13 protein-coding genes are annotated in these 16,540 nt (G+C 41.3%); 3 read left to right on the top strand and 10 right to left on the bottom strand.

Annotated elements, in window-relative coordinates; all coding sequences use genetic code 11:
• Positions 1-33 precede the first annotated feature (33 nt).
• A complete protein-coding gene (locus tag ACRWP9_RS06900) occupies positions 34-255 on the bottom strand; it encodes a hypothetical protein (protein WP_434928501.1) in 222 nt (73 codons plus the stop codon).
• Positions 256-850: 595 nt separating this feature from the next.
• On the opposite strand from ACRWP9_RS06900, the gene ACRWP9_RS06895 reads away from it, so the two are divergent.
• On the top strand, positions 851-1,189 hold the full coding sequence (locus ACRWP9_RS06895; protein ID WP_434928952.1) for a cytosolic protein: 339 nt from the start codon (positions 851-853) through the stop codon (positions 1,187-1,189).
• Positions 1,190-1,979: 790 nt separating this feature from the next.
• Here ACRWP9_RS06895 and ACRWP9_RS06890 read toward each other — a convergent pair.
• Both ACRWP9_RS06890 and ACRWP9_RS06885 read right to left on the bottom strand, forming a co-directional pair.
• On the bottom strand, positions 1,980-3,584 hold the full coding sequence (locus tag ACRWP9_RS06890) for a methyl-accepting chemotaxis protein (protein ID WP_434928500.1): 1,605 nt from the start codon (positions 3,582-3,584) through the stop codon (positions 1,980-1,982).
• 957 nt (positions 3,585-4,541) lie between these two features.
• Positions 4,542-6,071 (bottom strand): M17 family metallopeptidase, encoded by a 1,530-nt coding sequence (locus ACRWP9_RS06885; protein WP_434928499.1) that lies wholly within the window; start codon positions 6,069-6,071, stop codon positions 4,542-4,544.
• Positions 6,072-6,360: 289 nt separating this feature from the next.
• Here ACRWP9_RS06885 and ACRWP9_RS06880 point away from each other — a divergent pair, with 289 nt between their 5' ends.
• The gene (locus ACRWP9_RS06880; protein ID WP_434928498.1) at positions 6,361-7,821 is read left to right on the top strand and encodes an aminoacyl-histidine dipeptidase; all 1,461 of its coding nucleotides are present in this window, start codon (positions 6,361-6,363) and stop codon (positions 7,819-7,821) included.
• A 56-nt stretch (positions 7,822-7,877) separates the two neighbouring features.
• Here ACRWP9_RS06880 and dinB read toward each other — a convergent pair whose 3' ends face one another.
• Positions 7,878-8,951, bottom strand: coding sequence for a DNA polymerase IV (gene dinB / locus ACRWP9_RS06875; RefSeq protein WP_434928497.1), 1,074 nt, complete (start codon positions 8,949-8,951; stop codon positions 7,878-7,880).
• A 190-nt stretch (positions 8,952-9,141) separates the two neighbouring features.
• Between dinB and ACRWP9_RS06870 the strand changes: the two genes are divergently transcribed.
• Positions 9,142-9,768: an FMN-binding negative transcriptional regulator gene (locus ACRWP9_RS06870; RefSeq protein WP_434928496.1), complete on the top strand. Its 627-nt coding sequence runs from the start codon at positions 9,142-9,144 to the stop codon at positions 9,766-9,768.
• Between the two features lie 56 nt (positions 9,769-9,824).
• On the opposite strand, the gene ACRWP9_RS06865 is transcribed toward ACRWP9_RS06870, so the two are convergent.
• The 6 genes from ACRWP9_RS06865 to carA form a co-directional block, all read right to left on the bottom strand.
• Positions 9,825-10,229 carry a GFA family protein gene (locus tag ACRWP9_RS06865; RefSeq protein ID WP_434928495.1) on the bottom strand — a complete coding sequence of 135 codons (405 nt, stop codon included), beginning with the start codon at positions 10,227-10,229 and terminating at the stop codon, positions 9,825-9,827.
• Positions 10,230-10,346: 117 nt separating this feature from the next.
• Positions 10,347-10,658: a Fis family transcriptional regulator gene (locus tag ACRWP9_RS06860; RefSeq protein ID WP_434928494.1), complete on the bottom strand. Its 312-nt coding sequence runs from the start codon at positions 10,656-10,658 to the stop codon at positions 10,347-10,349.
• Between the two features lie 176 nt (positions 10,659-10,834).
• Entirely contained in the window at positions 10,835-11,302 is a 468-nt protein-coding gene (bfr, locus tag ACRWP9_RS06855) for a bacterioferritin (RefSeq protein ID WP_434928493.1), read from the bottom strand.
• A gap of 12 nt (positions 11,303-11,314) precedes the next feature.
• Positions 11,315-11,785 (bottom strand): bacterioferritin, encoded by a 471-nt coding sequence (bfr, locus tag ACRWP9_RS06850; RefSeq protein WP_226410803.1) that lies wholly within the window; start codon positions 11,783-11,785, stop codon positions 11,315-11,317.
• A 209-nt stretch (positions 11,786-11,994) separates the two neighbouring features.
• Positions 11,995-15,216 carry a carbamoyl-phosphate synthase large subunit gene (gene carB, locus ACRWP9_RS06845; protein ID WP_434928492.1) on the bottom strand — a complete coding sequence of 1,074 codons (3,222 nt, stop codon included), beginning with the start codon at positions 15,214-15,216 and terminating at the stop codon, positions 11,995-11,997.
• 23 nt (positions 15,217-15,239) lie between these two features.
• On the bottom strand, positions 15,240-16,397 hold the full coding sequence (gene carA / locus ACRWP9_RS06840) for a glutamine-hydrolyzing carbamoyl-phosphate synthase small subunit (RefSeq protein WP_434928950.1): 1,158 nt from the start codon (positions 16,395-16,397) through the stop codon (positions 15,240-15,242).
• Positions 16,398-16,540: the final 143 nt, after the last annotated feature.

Below are 16,540 nucleotides of genomic sequence, written 5' to 3'. Positions count from 1 at the left end.
ACGTCGCCGTGACTGGCCTTGTTATAAACCACTTTATTCACTTACTGCCGCCGATGTAGAACCTACATCTTTTTTAAGCACTAGCACCACCAGATAAACCAGGCCAAACGGTGGAATGATTGAAAGTACCACACCGAGCAAACCGGCTAAAACTGGAGTCTGTGTTTTGCGACGGCCAAGGTAATAACAGACTGCGCCCATGATTAAGGCGAATAAAACAATGAACTCGCCGAGCAACGTAGCATTAATATTCAAAAGAACTCTCCCTGTGGTTTATAACAGCGTATTAGCGAGAATTCCGATAAACATCCTGAGAAGCTCACCAAAACACAACATCCAAATCGCTTTAATTATTAATAATTTTAGTAACTTATCAGCTTAAATAACCCAAATCAATCACCTTTTAGTCTAGGCAAAAGCGAGAATTTAGATAATCGAGAATAATACAAACTCGTTATGCAGAGCAGATATGTTAACAAAAACCAGCTAATTCAATTAGATAGAATTATCCTTTAGGTAAAACCGAGAATTTTCGCAATTACATAACGAGAAACAACACTGTTGTTTTAACACAAAGGAATTATAACTGTATGAAAACACAGTATACTGTCGCAAAGATTTTATGATGTTAATCGTAGATAAATTTATATCAAAATGGTGCTTTCATAAACTAGCGATAACTATGTTCGAGCAAAGTTTAAATTGGATGTTCTCTAACAAGCTTTGGGGCAAAGACGTGTTTCAAAGTGGCCTAGTGAATGACCGTAAATTGTACCGAATTACTAAATCTCTACTACGTTCTGCCCCTGATAATGTTAAAATCTCCGCATCAGAATTACCGAGAAATTCAATGTTTATCCATCATGTTAACGGCATCGACTGGCTAGTGATCACAGCTTTTGAAGAACTGAAAACTATGTTTATCGAAGAAGCCGGTACGATACCCTCTTGCTTCTCTACCGCCAGCGAATTGAAACTGGTTGCTCAAGCAAAGCGAACTTATAGATATTTGCCTACTCTCAGCGGCGTAATCACCGATATCGGCACATATCAAAGACAGGGTAACGAAGAAGATTTTTACCCACAGCTTGCCTGCTTAGTTGAGGGGCGTGGTCGGGTATTTATCTATCACGGCGGCTTTGTAGCTTTTGTGGATGACGAGCAAACCTTTATTACCCGAATAGACTGAAAATTATTCAGTAAGTTGAAATCGGCGAATTGGCATCCCTAGCAAGGAATGGGGCAAAAGTGAGTTAGTGTTTTGAAATAATCTTATGCCACTCACTCTTTAAAACTTGCCGATTAAGTTAATACTCGAAAGGTTCATCATGGTGATTTGCGAGCCGACCATCCGACGCATGGATGGGTCGGCTGAGCTACAAGGACTTTTTTATTTCGAAAGAATGCTGCGTGTCGGTGAGTTAATATCATGCTGAACCTACATAGATAAACTTCACGATACATGCTTTGCTATAACCAAAGCGCCATGTTCATAGTGGCTGCTGGCCATACACATAAGCTGACATGGGGTAAAACAAGTTAGTGTTTTTGAAATAATCTTATGTCACTCACTCTTTAAAACTTGCCGATTAAGTCCATACTCGAAAGATTCATTATGGTGATTTGCAAGCCGACCATCCGACCCTTGGATGGGTCAGCTGAGCTTTATTTCGAAAGCATGCAGCGTGCCGGAGAGTGAATAACATAAAAAGTGTCTATAAATCTCAGGCCCTATCGGGAATAGGTCAATCGGCCCTATTACAAATTCGTCGGCAACAAATTTGAATGACTTCTGCTGGACTAAATGCTGTGCGCCATGAATGGCAATGAGTGAAATCTGCCAGTGCACTTATCTTCTTTATTGGCCATTAGAGCAATCAGCTCATGCAACAACCGCATAAGCCAACTCATTTCAAGCCCACTCATTAAAGTGCGCTGTTTGAACAACTTATAGACTGCTAGAGCAAGTTAAGATCGACTTACTCACTTAGAAACGAAGCTAATTCATCAACATGAGATTGAGTTTCATTGATGAGTAGGCCAATTTGAACCGCGGCGTCATTCGACGTTTTTGCAAGATTACGAACTTCGTCCGCAACCACGGCAAATCCTCGTCCAGCTTCACCGGCTCTTGCTGCTTCGATGGCAGCATTGAGGGCTAATAGGTTAGTTTGATCGGCGACCGCATTAATGGTCGTTACCGTATTTTGAATTTTACTCAACACTGTAGACATAGCATGATGCGTTTCGGTCACTAACTTATTACGAGAAGAAACATTACTGCCAAAAACAATATACTTAGAAATATTTCCATTCAAATCCGCAATGGAAGAAATAATACAATCTAAAATAACTTCAGTGCCCTGATAAATCAGTTTCATCATGACTGCTGTCGGTTCACCTCGTAGGATCATCTGCGTACGTGAATGATCTAAATGGTCTTTTAAATTTCCCACTACATTTTGTATTTGTATATCGTCGTATAAATTTAACTGCTTTTTAGTATAGTCATTAGCCGAAATAAACTGACCACTTTGGTTAAACTCTAACACTGCCGAATGACTACTTATTGCATCTCTTTGATTAATCTGTTCTAACACAATACGCTTTATTTCACGCACATCAGAGCTCACACCAACAAAACCTGTGTGCTCACCCTTGTCATTAAAAATCGGATTTACCGCCAATACAATCCAATATGGCACCCCATTTTTATCAAAATTTAATATCTCTTCATAGAAGGCTTGTTTTGCTTTGAGCTTTTGAGATATGCGCTTAATCGTTTCTTTGTCGGTTTGTTCACCTTGTAAAAGAATACCGGGTTTTTTCCCCTTAACCTCTGCAAGGGTCAAGCCTGAAAGCTTTTCAAAACCAGGGTTTACATATTCGACTAAACCATATTTATCAGTGATTAATACACTAGTGCTAGTATTGCTTACCACCTTTGATAACATTTCGAATTGCTTGATATGCTGGTTTTGCTCTTGATGGGATAATACATAGGCTGTGAGCTTTTGATTACCAGAATCAATTTTGTGGTGCACCACATGAACATAGACCTTGTCTTGTTCAGATAAACAAAGTAGTTGCTCTTTATTGTTAAGCCCGTTTTGTAACGTTTTACTTAAATTCTTATCAGATTGATTTAAATAGATATAATCTGTATTTATGGGTTCAAAATTAGCTGTTACTAACTTTTCATTGTTATCAAATACAACATAGGCCTTGCCACTGAAAGCTAATAACGCTTGCCACACACTTTCATTTAATAACGGCGTTGATACAGCATCAAACGTATAAAGTGAGCAAGACGCTAAGTTTTTATAAGTAAGTTGGATAACTTGCTGATTAAATATTAGGTTTTCATCACAGCGAATAGTTTTGCTAATACTGTCATAACGACGAAGCAACAAGGTAAAGGTTTGATTATGACCAGCTTGTTTTAAGCGCTGGCTTAATTGGTTAAAAGCATCATTAACGGCAATAATATTTTGCTGAGCATCGACCACAACAGCTGCTGACTGATGCGTAGTAACTAACTGCAATGCCAGCGTTTTCCGACTAATTGTTGAACTGAACCACATAATAGATCTCTAATAAAAAATTAACAAAATTAATACGTTAATTGAGATCTAATAGATCACTATTTAAGGTAGAAGTAATTTGAGTCATTAGCAGATGACTGGTTTACCCTTAAAATCATTAGGTAAAATATATAACGGGACATAAATATTGCTCCGCTTTAATCATTGCTCCGCTTTAATAATTGCTCTGCTTTAAGAATTGCTCCGCTTTAACAAAAGAAACTAAACCAGCCCTTTTTATGATGCTTTAGCAAAATACTCTTAAAGGCACTTATAGTGCCCCCCATTAATCTGAAGTGGCATTTTAAGCGGGCTTGTGATTGAAGCCGCGGCTGAAATGACATAAACGACAGGCAAAAAAAAAGCCTACTCATTGAGTAGGCTGACATGGTTCAAGTATCCCGTTGGGGAACGGAAAACTAGTATCACTTGGGGATGTGATAAGGGAATCAATCAAGCTGATCAATTACCCGAGTCAAAACGTCAAAACGACGAAAAAAAGGTGGTGAATAGTCAAACGGAAATAAGTTGAACTATTTTAAAACTTCATGGCGAAAAAACCGCCTCGCAAAGCCTCTGGATTAATCCAAGTGTTTTGCCAAAATATCTTACCATTGCCTAAATAAGACATAATAAATTCTCCAAATTAAAGTTGTATAAACCTAGTAGTGGTTCTGATCCGTGGAACTAACCTTTCTCAATCCATTGAGACAACTTTCTTTCACTCGATTCCTTGGAGATAACATCCATCCTGGATTTACTAGCATTGACGGTGTCTTGCTTGCCGACGAAGAGAATTATACAAAACCGTAATTTAATTACAAGCTTTATTTGATATAAATCACAAAAAACCTTTATTTAGTAATAACATTACCAAATAAAGGTCTTAACAAATGCAAAACAAATTATTAACATCTACTTAAGCTATTGATTTAAATTGCAAATAAATAACAACCACTACCCGATAGCAAACTGTAATAAAGTAACCAAAGGTTGTGCTGTTGGCTTACCGTATAAGGGATCACCTTCAGTCGCGCTGCCGGCAATATCAATATGGGTATAGCTTAACGGTTGGCTGCTTTTTAAATGGTGGCTATCGAGTCCTGAGGCTTTCAATAAAAATGCTGCAGGGTATTGATGTCCTCGCGCAGTCACTGATGACGGGCCATTGTTGGACGATATCACATCTGCCGCACCATTTTTATCTGCAACCTTATCAAAATCTTCAGGGCGTAAATATGACACTTCAAAAGGTTCAGCCCATTGCTGACCAATATGTTGCAATGTTGCTGCCACGCCTTGCTGCTTAGCCACCGCATTTTCAACTAAGGCTGTATAACTACCATAGGCGCGCACCACATGACCGGTTAAGGTCGCTACCGAATATAATGAGGGCGCAACCGCTTGTGTTGCTTGAATGCGTAAATGCGACAGCAAATCAGCTAATACTAAGCGCCCTTCGGCATCAGTATTACCAATACGGACTCGAACACCTGCATGGCTAGTAATAATCTCATCGGTAACAAACGCTTCACTGCCGATACTGTTACGCACTAAACCCAGCTCGGCGATAACCTTAACGCCCTTAGGCTTTAATATTGATAGGGTTTTCATTAACCCAGCAACAGCTGCTGCGCCGCCTTTATCACGGCTCATACCCGCCATGCCACCAGCAATTTTAATGTCAGCTCCGCCAGTGTCATATACCACACCTTTACCGGCAAATAGCAATGTACGCTTAATTTCACCTTCACCGGTGTAAGCCACTTTCACCACCCGTGGATGATGGCGCGCAACATCAAATGAGCTGCGCCCCACTGCGCTTAACAAGGGGTAATCTTTTATTAAGGTCGCTTTATCTTCTACGACGGCAACATCAAGGCCGCTGTCTTTAAAAGACGCTACACAGTAATCAGCAAAGTGAATCGCACTCATGCGCTCTGGCTCAGTACCGCATAAATCACGCGCTAATACTCTGCCCGCTTCTAATGCATTTAACAGTTCACTTTTAGGTGAGCTGCCCATTAAACCAATAGCGGTTAGCGCTGGCGTAAGTGAGTTTGCTTCACGGGTTTCGAGTGGTTGCCATAGTGCTTGGCCGCAAGCCAGTGCAGCCACTTCAGTGGCAAAACTAAAACGAGGGTCTTGAGACGATGTTACGATTAATAAAGGTTTAGTGGCGCCTGCATCTTTGGCAATACTGATCCCCTCTTTTGCGGCTTTGGCAAAAATGCGCACATCGGCATAGTCATCATCACCCGTTACCGGGGCTATAATCAGTCTGCCACCAGCTAAGCCAGGGGCAAAAAGTAATGTCGCTTGCTTACCTACGCGGTGGTCAATCTGCTTAGCATGTTCAGCCAATAAGCTAATCTCTTGCTGAGCAAGCTGAGTTAAATCAGCAGTGACGACTATGACGGCATCAAAACCTTCGCCTTCAAAAATGGCCTGTTCGTTATTTACATCTACTATTGGCACTTGAAACATGATTTTCCCTTATGCTTTATTGTCGATTATTCTTGGTGTATGAACGGTCTGATTGATTTTTAGTGTTAGCGTTAACGGTCAATGATTTTCCCTTATGCTTTATTGTCGATTATTCTTGGTGTATGAACGGTCTGATTGATTTTTAGTGTTAGCGTTAACGGTCATTCTAGAGTGAATTTTTATTTACACAATAACGTGTCTACTGCAAAGAAAAACCACGCAGTCACAATGGCAATTGAACAGCCTATGTTAGAATAATGGCATATTTTATCCTGATTGAGGACGTTTCGTGACTGCATTAAATCAATTATATCCACAACCTCTTTGGCAATGGTTCGAACAAATTTGTGCTATTCCCCACCCTTCTAAGCATGAACAAGCGCTATCAAGCCACATTCAACAATGGGCAAAAGGCAAAGGCCTTAGCGTGGTTGAGGACAAAGTAGGCAACCTCATTATTCGTAAACCTGCTACTCCCGGTATGGAAGATCGCAAAATTGTTGTCTTACAAGCTCATATCGATATGGTGCCACAAAAAAATGCCGACAAAGTGCATGACTTTGAAAAAGATCCTATCGAAGCCTATGTTGATGGTGAATGGGTTAAAGCAAAAGGTACAACATTAGGTTCAGATAATGGCATTGGTATGGCTTCGGCTTTAGCCGTGCTAGGCAGCGATGACATTAAACATGGTCCACTAGAAGTCTTATTGACCATTGATGAAGAAGCCGGCATGACAGGCGCGTTTGGTTTAGAAGCAGGTTATTTAGACGCTGAGATTTTGATCAACACCGACTCTGAACAAGAAGGTGAGATTTACATGGGTTGTGCTGGCGGTGTTGACGCCCAGATATCTGTGCCACTTTCATGGCAAGCACCTGAGCTGAGCAATCAATCGTTTAAGCTGACCTTGTCAGGCATTAAAGGTGGCCACTCTGGGGTAAATATTCACCTTGGACGTGGTAATGCCAATAAACTACTGGCACGTTTTCTGTTTAAATACAGTGATGAATTAGCGTTAGAACTTGTTGATTTTACCGGTGGTTCATTACGTAATGCTATTCCACGTGAAGCGAATATCAGCTTTATGTTACCGGCTGAAAATGTTGATGGGTTAAAAACGGCTATTAGCGCATTTCAAGCGGTGGTACGTGAAGAGTTAGCGATTGCCGACCCAAGCATGTTGTTAACCTTAGAAGCCATTGATGCACCAAGCAAAGTGATGGGCGAAGATGCGCAAAACAGCTTAATTGACTTACTACATGCCTGCCCTAATGGGGTAATACGTATGAGTGATGAAGTGGCTGGTGTAACTGAAACCTCATTAAATGTGGGTGTCATTAGCACTGAACAAGAAAGCGTTGAAATTTTATGTTTAATTCGCTCGCTTATCGACTCGGGCCGTGATGAAGTGCAAGGCATGTTAAATGCACTGACCAATCTTGCGGGTGCCAGTATTGAGTTTAGCGGCGCTTACCCTGGTTGGAAGCCGGATAACAGCTCACCGGTTATGGCCATTGTGCGTGATACCTACAATGACATTTACAAAAAAGACCCAACCATTATGGTTATCCATGCAGGTCTTGAATGTGGCTTATTTAAAGAGCCTTACCCAACTATGGACATGGTATCGATTGGCCCCACCATTCGTTATCCGCACAGCCCGGATGAAATGGTTAACATTGAAACCGTAGGCCAATACTGGCAGTTATTATTAGCCGTATTAGAACGCATTCCAGCCAAAGCTTAATGTAAGGCTAGGCTTAATGCGATGTAAGGCAAGGCTTTAAGGCTCAGCATGGAAACTTAAAACTGCAAATCGAGTTGGGCAACCGACTTAGTTTGCAGTTTTTTTTCACCTAATTCTGCCAAGCCAACACTTACCCCAATTAACCTAATACCACGTTCATTACTTCTGGTCAGTGCTTGTTGTAACAATTCATAAAACAGCTTTACCGATATCTCATCGCTGCGTTGCTCGATGGTGGTTTGTTTAAAATCATTAAATTTGATCTTCACCACTTGCTTGTTGATTAATCGATCTTTTGCGCTGCGGCTCACCCGACTATCAAGCTCTTGAATAAGTTGCGGTAATACTTGATGGCATTGGGCTAAGGTAAAAATATCCTGGGCTAATGTTGTTTCAACACCCACAGATTTACGCACTCGGTTATTGCTGATAGGCCTTGGATCGATGCCATTTGATCGTTCAATTAACACTGCGCCAAACTTACCAAAACTTTCCAGTAACTTTGCCTTAGGATACAGCTGCACATCGGCACAGGTTTCTAACCCTAATACCGACAATTTTTGCGCTGTGACTTTGCCAACGCCCGGAATTTTCTTTAACGGTAGCGTGCGTACAAATTCAGGAATTTCATCGGGGGTAATCACATATTGACCATTAGGTTTATTTAAATCTGAGGCAATTTTGGCTAAAAACTTAATCGGCGCGACGCCCGCTGATGCTGTTAATCCGGTTTCTAACTCGATATCTCGGCGAATGGCCTGGGCAATTAAGGTCGCGCTGCCGTGGTATTGCTGACAGTCACTGACATCGAGGAAAGCCTCATCTAATGACAGTGGTTCAATCACATCACTGTAGCGGTTAAATATCTGTCTTATTTGTTGTGAAACATCTTTATAAACCTGCATCCGCCCTGGCACCAAGACTAAATGAGGGCACAGCTTTAACGCTTGATAGCTCGACATAGCTGAGCGCACACCAAACTTTCGTGCCGCGTAGTTACAGGTACTGATAACACCACGGCGATCACTACGTCCACCTACAGCAATGGCTTTATCGCGTAATTCAGGAAAATCACGCATCTCAACGGCGGCATAGTAGCAGTCCATGTCAATATGAATAATTTTGCGCATTGCTGATGCCATTAAGATTAAAAAGGTAACTCATAATACTGTATGTAAAAACAGTATTCAATGTATCCGCCAGATAAATAAAGCACAGCATTTAGATGAAATGGAATAGAAAATAAGTTGTGTGTTCCGACTAAGTATCTATTATGATAAATCAATTGGTTATAGGTTATTTACACGGATAAGTTAACACATGCATGTACCCGAAAAATGGCAAATGGACAGCTTAAGTGCCGTACATCAGTTTATTGCACAACATGGTTTTGCGTCTGTCATATCACCAAACTTAGAAGCCTCGCATATTCCGCTGATATTGAAAGCAGATGAGGGTGAATATGGGGTACTTTATGGCCATTTAGCACGTAGCAATCCACATTGGCAGGATATTATAGACAGTTCAGTATTGTGTATTTTCAGTGGCCCTCATGCCTATATTTCACCTACCTGGTATCATGCCTCCCCTGCTGTACCCACCTGGAATTACAGCGTGGTACACGCTAAAGGCACGGTTGAGCTCACCGACGATAAAACCACAATGGCGATATTAGAAACCACAATACAAAAATATGAATCGAGTTTATTAACGCCCACACCTGAAAGCCCTGAAGGTTTTATCCCTAAGCAATTTCAAGATAAGTTAGCTAAAGGGATTGTCGGGTTTAAAATTGTGATTACTGAGCTACAAGGTAAACAAAAACTTGGCCAGCATAGAAGCTCGCTCGATCAACTCGGAGTGGTTGCAGGATTATCAAAATCGCCAGGCATAGATGAGCAACAGCTGTTGAAGTACATGGTCGATAACAATATTGCGCTAGGTTAACAGTAAGCACTTTTCCTAGCGGCTTTAACCTAAACCGTATGATTTAGATACTTAACTTAACGACCAGGCTCAAAGGCATCGTATCTGGGTAACTGAGCATCTAAATCTTCCCAGTTTGCTTTGGATGAAACAAAGTTGTGCGAAATAGGCCTTTCAATGATGTCAGTATCAAGTATACCGAGTCGGATCCTGTAGCGCTGTGGGTCTTGCTCGTTTGAACTGTACACAGGTGAGCCACAATAACTACAGAAATGTCGATTTCTACCGGGCTTGAATGAAAATATACTTAAGCTATTTTTGCCCGATACAATCTCAAAATCAGCCGCATTAATGAAACCATTTGTGGCGAATGCAGTGCCACTATTTTTCCTGCATAAAGAGCAGTGACAATGAATAATATCACTTATTTCGCCCTTTATGGTTATGTTAACCTCGCCGCACAAACACTTTCCTTGATACATAATCAGTATTCACCCTGCTCTATAAAAATTTCCAGTCAAACTAAAATCAGTCTGCCCCCAAAATAGCATGCTTAATGGTTATATTTAACCTGATTTAACGCTTGTGAAGACTCACTATTAATGCAGCTTTTTATTACGGTTATCTTCACAGTTATAGCAAACTTGACGACTATCAATGGTTACCTTAATGCTGAATAGCTTTGTCTGAATGAGCTTGCTGAGCGTATCGCGTTCAACCGATGCCATAAAACGATTAAGGTTGTAATGGGTATCGAAGACACAAATAACCTGTAAGCTTTTAGGAAAGTCACTGTAATTGACAGTATGGGTTAACCATTGAAAACCGCTGTATTCATTTAGGGCGATTTCACACACCTGGGTTAACACTTGTCGAATTTGATTGTCTATTTTTTTATCGGTTTTACGCATATATCACAGTGACCCAAAATTCAAATAACACCTGGAAGGTGGAATAATTTAGCCAGTGTAGCAAAGTTCGCTGATACCATTTAACATAAAAAAGCCCACCCCCTTTAGGGACTGGGCTTTAAAATCAAAAAACGCCTCAATTAACAATGTACATTAACGCGTTCTTAGTCGATTAATTACATCTTAGTTTGCAGGTAATTCTGTAAACCAACACGTTCAATTAAACGTAATTGCTTTTCTAACCAGTACATGTGATCTGACTCAGTATCATCCAATAAGACTTCTAAAATCTCACGGGTTTGATAATCGCCTTTCTCTTCACATAGCTTAATCACTTTACGTAAATCATCCGCCACTTTGTATTCATACTGTAGGTCGTTATTTAGCATTTCTTGCACATCTTTACCGATGTTTAATGCTTCGCGGCTAGCGACGTCTGGCGTGCCTTCTAAAAACAGAATGCGCTGCACTAGTTTAGCTGCATGGGCTTTCTCGTCATCTGACTCATGTAATATACGGGTATATAATTCGTCAAATCCCCAATCTTCATACATATGAGCATGCACAAAGTATTGATCCATTGCTGATAACTCACCGGTTAACAAGCTGTTTAATGCGTCAATAACTTCTGGATTGCCTTTCATAATATCGTCCTATTAATCTTTAATTTGAGATTGAAGATAGTTTTGAATACCGACTTGTACTATCTGTTCTTGCTGAGATTCAATCCAATCTAAATGTTCTTCTTCATCTTCAAGCAGGTCTTCAAGCAAATCACGGGTAACGTAATCTTGTTCTGTTTCACACAATTTGATCACATCACGTAATGCAGCAATTTGCTCGGTTACCGCTTCTTTATCACAGCCCAGCATTTCTTCGGCATCTTCACCAATACGCAGCTTGTCTAATTGCTGTAAATTCGGTAATCCCTCAAGAAACAATACCCGCTCAATAAGCTTGTCTGCGTGTTTCATGTCTTGAATTGATTTCTTGTATTCTTTTTCGTTGAGCTTCTCTAAACCCCAATGTTTGAACATACGCGCATGTAAAAAGTATTGGTTAATGGCGGTCAGTTCGAAAGTTAATACGCGGTTTAACTGACTAATGACTTTGGGATGACCTTTCATAATGATGTCCTTGATAGCTTAACTTGATCTGGATCAATTTATGCTAGGATAGTACACCTAGCATAACATTGCAAATTATCCTTTAAATTCATATACATAGTATTGATAACCATTATCATTATAACTAAGGTTTGTAAACCAGATACTAATCGCAGCCATAAAAAAAGCCTTCAAAATGAAGGCTCTTTACAATGTAGGCTAGCTAAATTTTAGCCAGTAATGCGCTTATGTAACTCTTGAATCGAGTTCACATTAGTGCGGTCATCTGCAGCATGCGCTAGACATGTAGCAAATGCAGCATTCAGTGTTGTGGTGTAATTCACTTTATAACGCAGTGCTCCACGACGGATCTGACGTGAGTCTTCAATCGCCTGGCGACCTTCAGTCGTGTTGATAATGTAGGTGTACTCATCATTCTTAATACGGTCAAGAATGTGTGGACGACCTTCATGCACCTTGTTGACTAAACGAGGGTTGATGCCAGCTTCACCCAATACCACTGCGGTACCGTGTGTTGCGTCAATCTCATAACCCAGTTCAATTAACTTAGCTGCTAACGCTGCTACACGCTTTTTATCACTGTTACGTACTGATAATAAAGCACGTCCAGATTTAGGTACTTCAGATGTCGCACCTAATTGCGCTTTAGCATATGCTTCTGCGAAGGTTTCACCCACACCCATCACTTCACCTGTGGAACGCATTTCAGGCCCTAATAAAGGGTCAACACCAGGGAATTTATTGAAGGGGAGTACCACTTCTTTCACAGAGAAGAATGGTGGAATAACTTCTTTAGTAAAGTTTTGTGACTTTAAGCTTTGACCAGCCATCACACGCGCTGCAATCTTAGCTAATGGCACACCGGTTGCTTTTGAAACAAAAGGTACGGTACGCGCTGCACGTGGGTTAACTTCAATCATGTAGATTTCGTTATCTTTCACGGCAAACTGCACGTTCATTAAGCCTATTACACCTAATTCAAATGCAAGCTTTGATACCTGCTCACGCATTTGTGCTTGAATTTCTGCACTTAAGCTATATGGCGGTAATGAACAACCAGAGTCACCAGAGTGAACGCCAGCCTGTTCAATATGCTCCATAATCGCGCCAACAACCACGGTTTCGCCGTCACATACCGCATCAATATCCACTTCAATCGCATCATCTAAGAAGTGATCAAGTAATACTGGTGATGCGTTAGACACTTTAACTGCTTCATTGAAGTAGCGAAGTAAATCTTGCTTGTCGTAAACGATTTCCATCGCACGACCGCCCAATACATAAGATGGACGGACAACCAGCGGATAACCAATAATTTCCGCTTCAATCACAGCACTTTCAACAGTCGTGACTGTCGCGTTTTGTGGCTGCTTCATATTTAAACGTTGAATTGCTTGTTGGAAACGCTCGCGGTCTTCAGCACGGTCAATCGCATCTGGGCTAGTACCAATGATCGGCACCCCAGCGGCTTCTAATTCACGGGCTAATTTAAGCGGCGTTTGACCACCGTACTGTACGATAACGCCTTTTGGCTTCTCGATACGGACGATTTCTAACACGTCTTCTAACGTAACAGGTTCAAAGTATAAGCGATCAGATGTATCGTAATCGGTTGATACGGTTTCAGGGTTACAGTTAACCATAATGGTTTCATAACCGTCTTCACGTAATGCTAATGCTGCGTGTACACAACAGTAGTCAAACTCAATACCTTGGCCAATGCGGTTTGGGCCGCCACCCAAAATCATGATTTTGTCACGATTTGATGGGTTGGCTTCACATTCCTCTTCGTACGTTGAGTACATGTAAGCAGTGTCAGTTGAGAATTCAGCGGCACAAGTATCTACACGCTTGTATACCGGGTGAATATTATGGCGATGACGTAATTTACGAATTTCGCCTTCACTCACACCAAGTACATCCGCTAAACGTAAATCAGAGAAACCTTTACGCTTTAATTGGCGTAAGTAGTTTTGCTCTAAACCTGACATACCAAGTTCAGCCACTTTGGCTTCTTGGGCAATCAAATCTTCGATTTGAGCGAGGAACCAGTGATCAACGTTAGTCAGAGTGAAGATATCATTACGGCTTAAACCGGCACGGAATGCATCGGCTATATACCAAATACGGTCACAACCAGGCTCTTTTAATTCATGACGTATGCGTTGCATCGCTTCTGATGATTGTAAATCTACAATCGGGTCAAAACCGTTACGACCCACTTCAAGACCACGTAATGCTTTTTGCAAAGACTCTTGGAAAGTGCGGCCAATAGCCATTACTTCACCAACAGATTTCATTTGAGTAGTTAGGCGGTCATTTGCACCGGCAAACTTTTCAAAATTAAAGCGTGGAATTTTGGTCACAACATAGTCGATAGCAGGTTCAAACGATGCTGGTGTTTTACCACCAGTAATATCGTTGCTTAGCTCATCAAGCGTAAAACCAACGGCTAATTTAGCCGCGATTTTAGCGATCGGGAAACCGGTTGCTTTAGAGGCTAATGCTGATGAACGAGATACTCGAGGGTTCATCTCAATAATGACCATACGGCCAGTGTTAGGACAAATACCAAATTGTACGTTTGACCCACCGGTTTCAACACCAATTTCACGCAGTACCGCTATCGAAGCGTTACGCATTAATTGATATTCTTTGTCGGTTAGTGTTTGTGCCGGTGCTACGGTAATTGAATCACCAGTATGAACACCCATCGCATCGAAGTTTTCGATAGTACAGACGATAATACAGTTATCGTTGCGGTCACGAACCACTTCCATTTCATATTCTTTCCAACCAATTAATGATTCATCAATCAATAATTCGTTAGTTGGCGACAAGTCCAAGCCTTGAGAACAAATCTCTTCAAACTCTTCTTTATTGTAGGCAATACCACCGCCGCTGCCACCCATGGTGAAAGACGGACGAATGATACAGGGGAAGCCCACCATATCTAATACGCCATACGCTTCATCCATATTATGGGCAATACCTGCACGCGGGCAGTCTAAACCAATGGATTTCATCGCTTTGTCAAAACGGCTACGGTCTTCAGCTTTATCAATTGCGTCTGCTGTTGCGCCAATCATTTCAACGTTAAATTCTTTTAGTACGCCTTTAGCTTCAAGCTGAAGTGCGCAGTTCAGAGCCGTTTGTCCACCCATAGTCGGTAGAATGGCATCTGGACGCTCTTTAGCAATAATATTGCGTACTACTTCCCAATGAATTGGCTCGATATAAGTTGCATCGGCCATATCTGGGTCGGTCATAATGGTTGCTGGGTTAGAGTTAACCAGAATAACGCGGTAGCCTTCTTCACGAAGAGCTTTACAGGCTTGAGCACCTGAATAATCGAACTCACACGCCTGACCAATTACAATTGGTCCGGCACCTAGGATAAGAATACTTTTTATATCGGTACGTTTTGGCATTGCTTTTCTCTTCTCCTAGATAACTATTTAGCGTGCTGACGATATTGCTCAATAAGTTCGATGAAATGATCGAACAAAGGCGCGGCATCGGTTGGGCCAGGGCTTGCTTCAGGGTGACCCTGGAAGCTAAACGCAGGCTTGTCGGTTAAATGGATACCTTGTAAAGAACCATCAAATAATGACTTATGGGTCACTTTGATATTGGCCGGCAAAGTGGTTTCATCCGCAGCAAAACCATGGTTTTGACTGGTGATCATCACGTTACCTTTTTCGATATTGCTCACAGGGTGGTTTGCACCGTGGTGACCAAATTTCATCTTTAAGGTTTTAGCGCCTGAGGCTAATGCTAATAATTGATGGCCTAAACAAATACCAAATATAGGAATTTCTGTTTTTAAGATTTGTTGAATAGCGTCAATTGCATAGTCACATGGTTCTGGATCGCCTGGACCATTTGATAGAAACACTCCATCAGGGTTCATGGCTAAGACATCGGCAGCGGAGGTTTGCGCTGGCACCACGGTGACATCACAACCACGGTCAACTAGCATGCGTAAAATGTTACGTTTTACACCGTAATCATAGGCAACAACTTTATATTTCAATTCTTTCTCTGGGGTATCAGAAGGTAAACCACCCTCTAATTTCCAGCTACCGTTTCGCCATTGATAGGCTTTATCAGTAGTGACTTCTTTGGCTAAATCCATGCCTTTTAAGCCAGGAAATGCTTTTGCTTGTGCAAGCGCTTTTGCTTCGTCTAGGTCACCCACCATAATACAACCGGCTTGGGCACCTTTTTCACGCAGGATACGGGTTAATTTTCGGGTATCGATATCCGCAATACCAACAACATTGTTAGCTTTTAGGTAATCACCTAAAGATTGTTGATTACGGAAGTTACTAGCCATTAACGGTAAATCGCGAATGATAAGACCACAAGCATGAACCGCACTTGATTCTGTGTCTTCATCATTAGTACCGGTATTACCGATATGCGGATACGTTAAAGTGACTATTTGGCGTGAATATGATGGATCCGTTAATATTTCTTGGTATCCGGTCATTGAAGTGTTAAAAACTACTTCACCAACTGTAATACCTGTAGCACCAATTGCAGTGCCAGAAAATACGGTTCCGTCTTCGAGTACGAGTAAGGCAGACTGTGTCAACGCGACCTCCAGAAAAGAGCCAAGCTATTGAAATTATTTTGTTTTATTTTGCACTAAGATACCAATTTCCGCTGTTTTACGAAATTTTGACAAATTTCGCCGATTTTACAGGAGTTCTGTAATTTCGTCCACATATGAAAAAAGGTTTTTTAAAA

Source organism: Shewanella sp. HL-SH2 (assembly GCF_051164935.1).
GTDB classification, from domain to species: domain Bacteria; phylum Pseudomonadota; class Gammaproteobacteria; order Enterobacterales; family Shewanellaceae; genus Shewanella; species Shewanella glacialimarina.
This window is presented reverse-complemented; position numbering and strand designations above follow the sequence as displayed.

Coding starts and splice junctions, on each gene's coding strand:
- bfr (WP_226410803.1), bottom strand. CDS start 11,785: ATGAAAGGTCATCCCAAAGTCATTAGTCAGTTAAACCGCGTATTAACT.
- ACRWP9_RS06870 (WP_434928496.1), top strand. CDS start 9,142: ATGCATGTACCCGAAAAATGGCAAATGGACAGCTTAAGTGCCGTACAT.
- ACRWP9_RS06890 (WP_434928500.1), bottom strand. CDS start 3,584: ATGTGGTTCAGTTCAACAATTAGTCGGAAAACGCTGGCATTGCAGTTA.
- carB (WP_434928492.1), bottom strand. CDS start 15,216: ATGCCAAAACGTACCGATATAAAAAGTATTCTTATCCTAGGTGCCGGA.
- ACRWP9_RS06885 (WP_434928499.1), bottom strand. CDS start 6,071: ATGTTTCAAGTGCCAATAGTAGATGTAAATAACGAACAGGCCATTTTT.
- bfr (WP_434928493.1), bottom strand. CDS start 11,302: ATGAAAGGCAATCCAGAAGTTATTGACGCATTAAACAGCTTGTTAACC.
- ACRWP9_RS06865 (WP_434928495.1), bottom strand. CDS start 10,229: ATGTATCAAGGAAAGTGTTTGTGCGGCGAGGTTAACATAACCATAAAG.
- dinB (WP_434928497.1), bottom strand. CDS start 8,951: ATGCGCAAAATTATTCATATTGACATGGACTGCTACTATGCCGCCGTT.
- ACRWP9_RS06895 (WP_434928952.1), top strand. CDS start 851: ATGTTTATCCATCATGTTAACGGCATCGACTGGCTAGTGATCACAGCT.
- ACRWP9_RS06860 (WP_434928494.1), bottom strand. CDS start 10,658: ATGCGTAAAACCGATAAAAAAATAGACAATCAAATTCGACAAGTGTTA.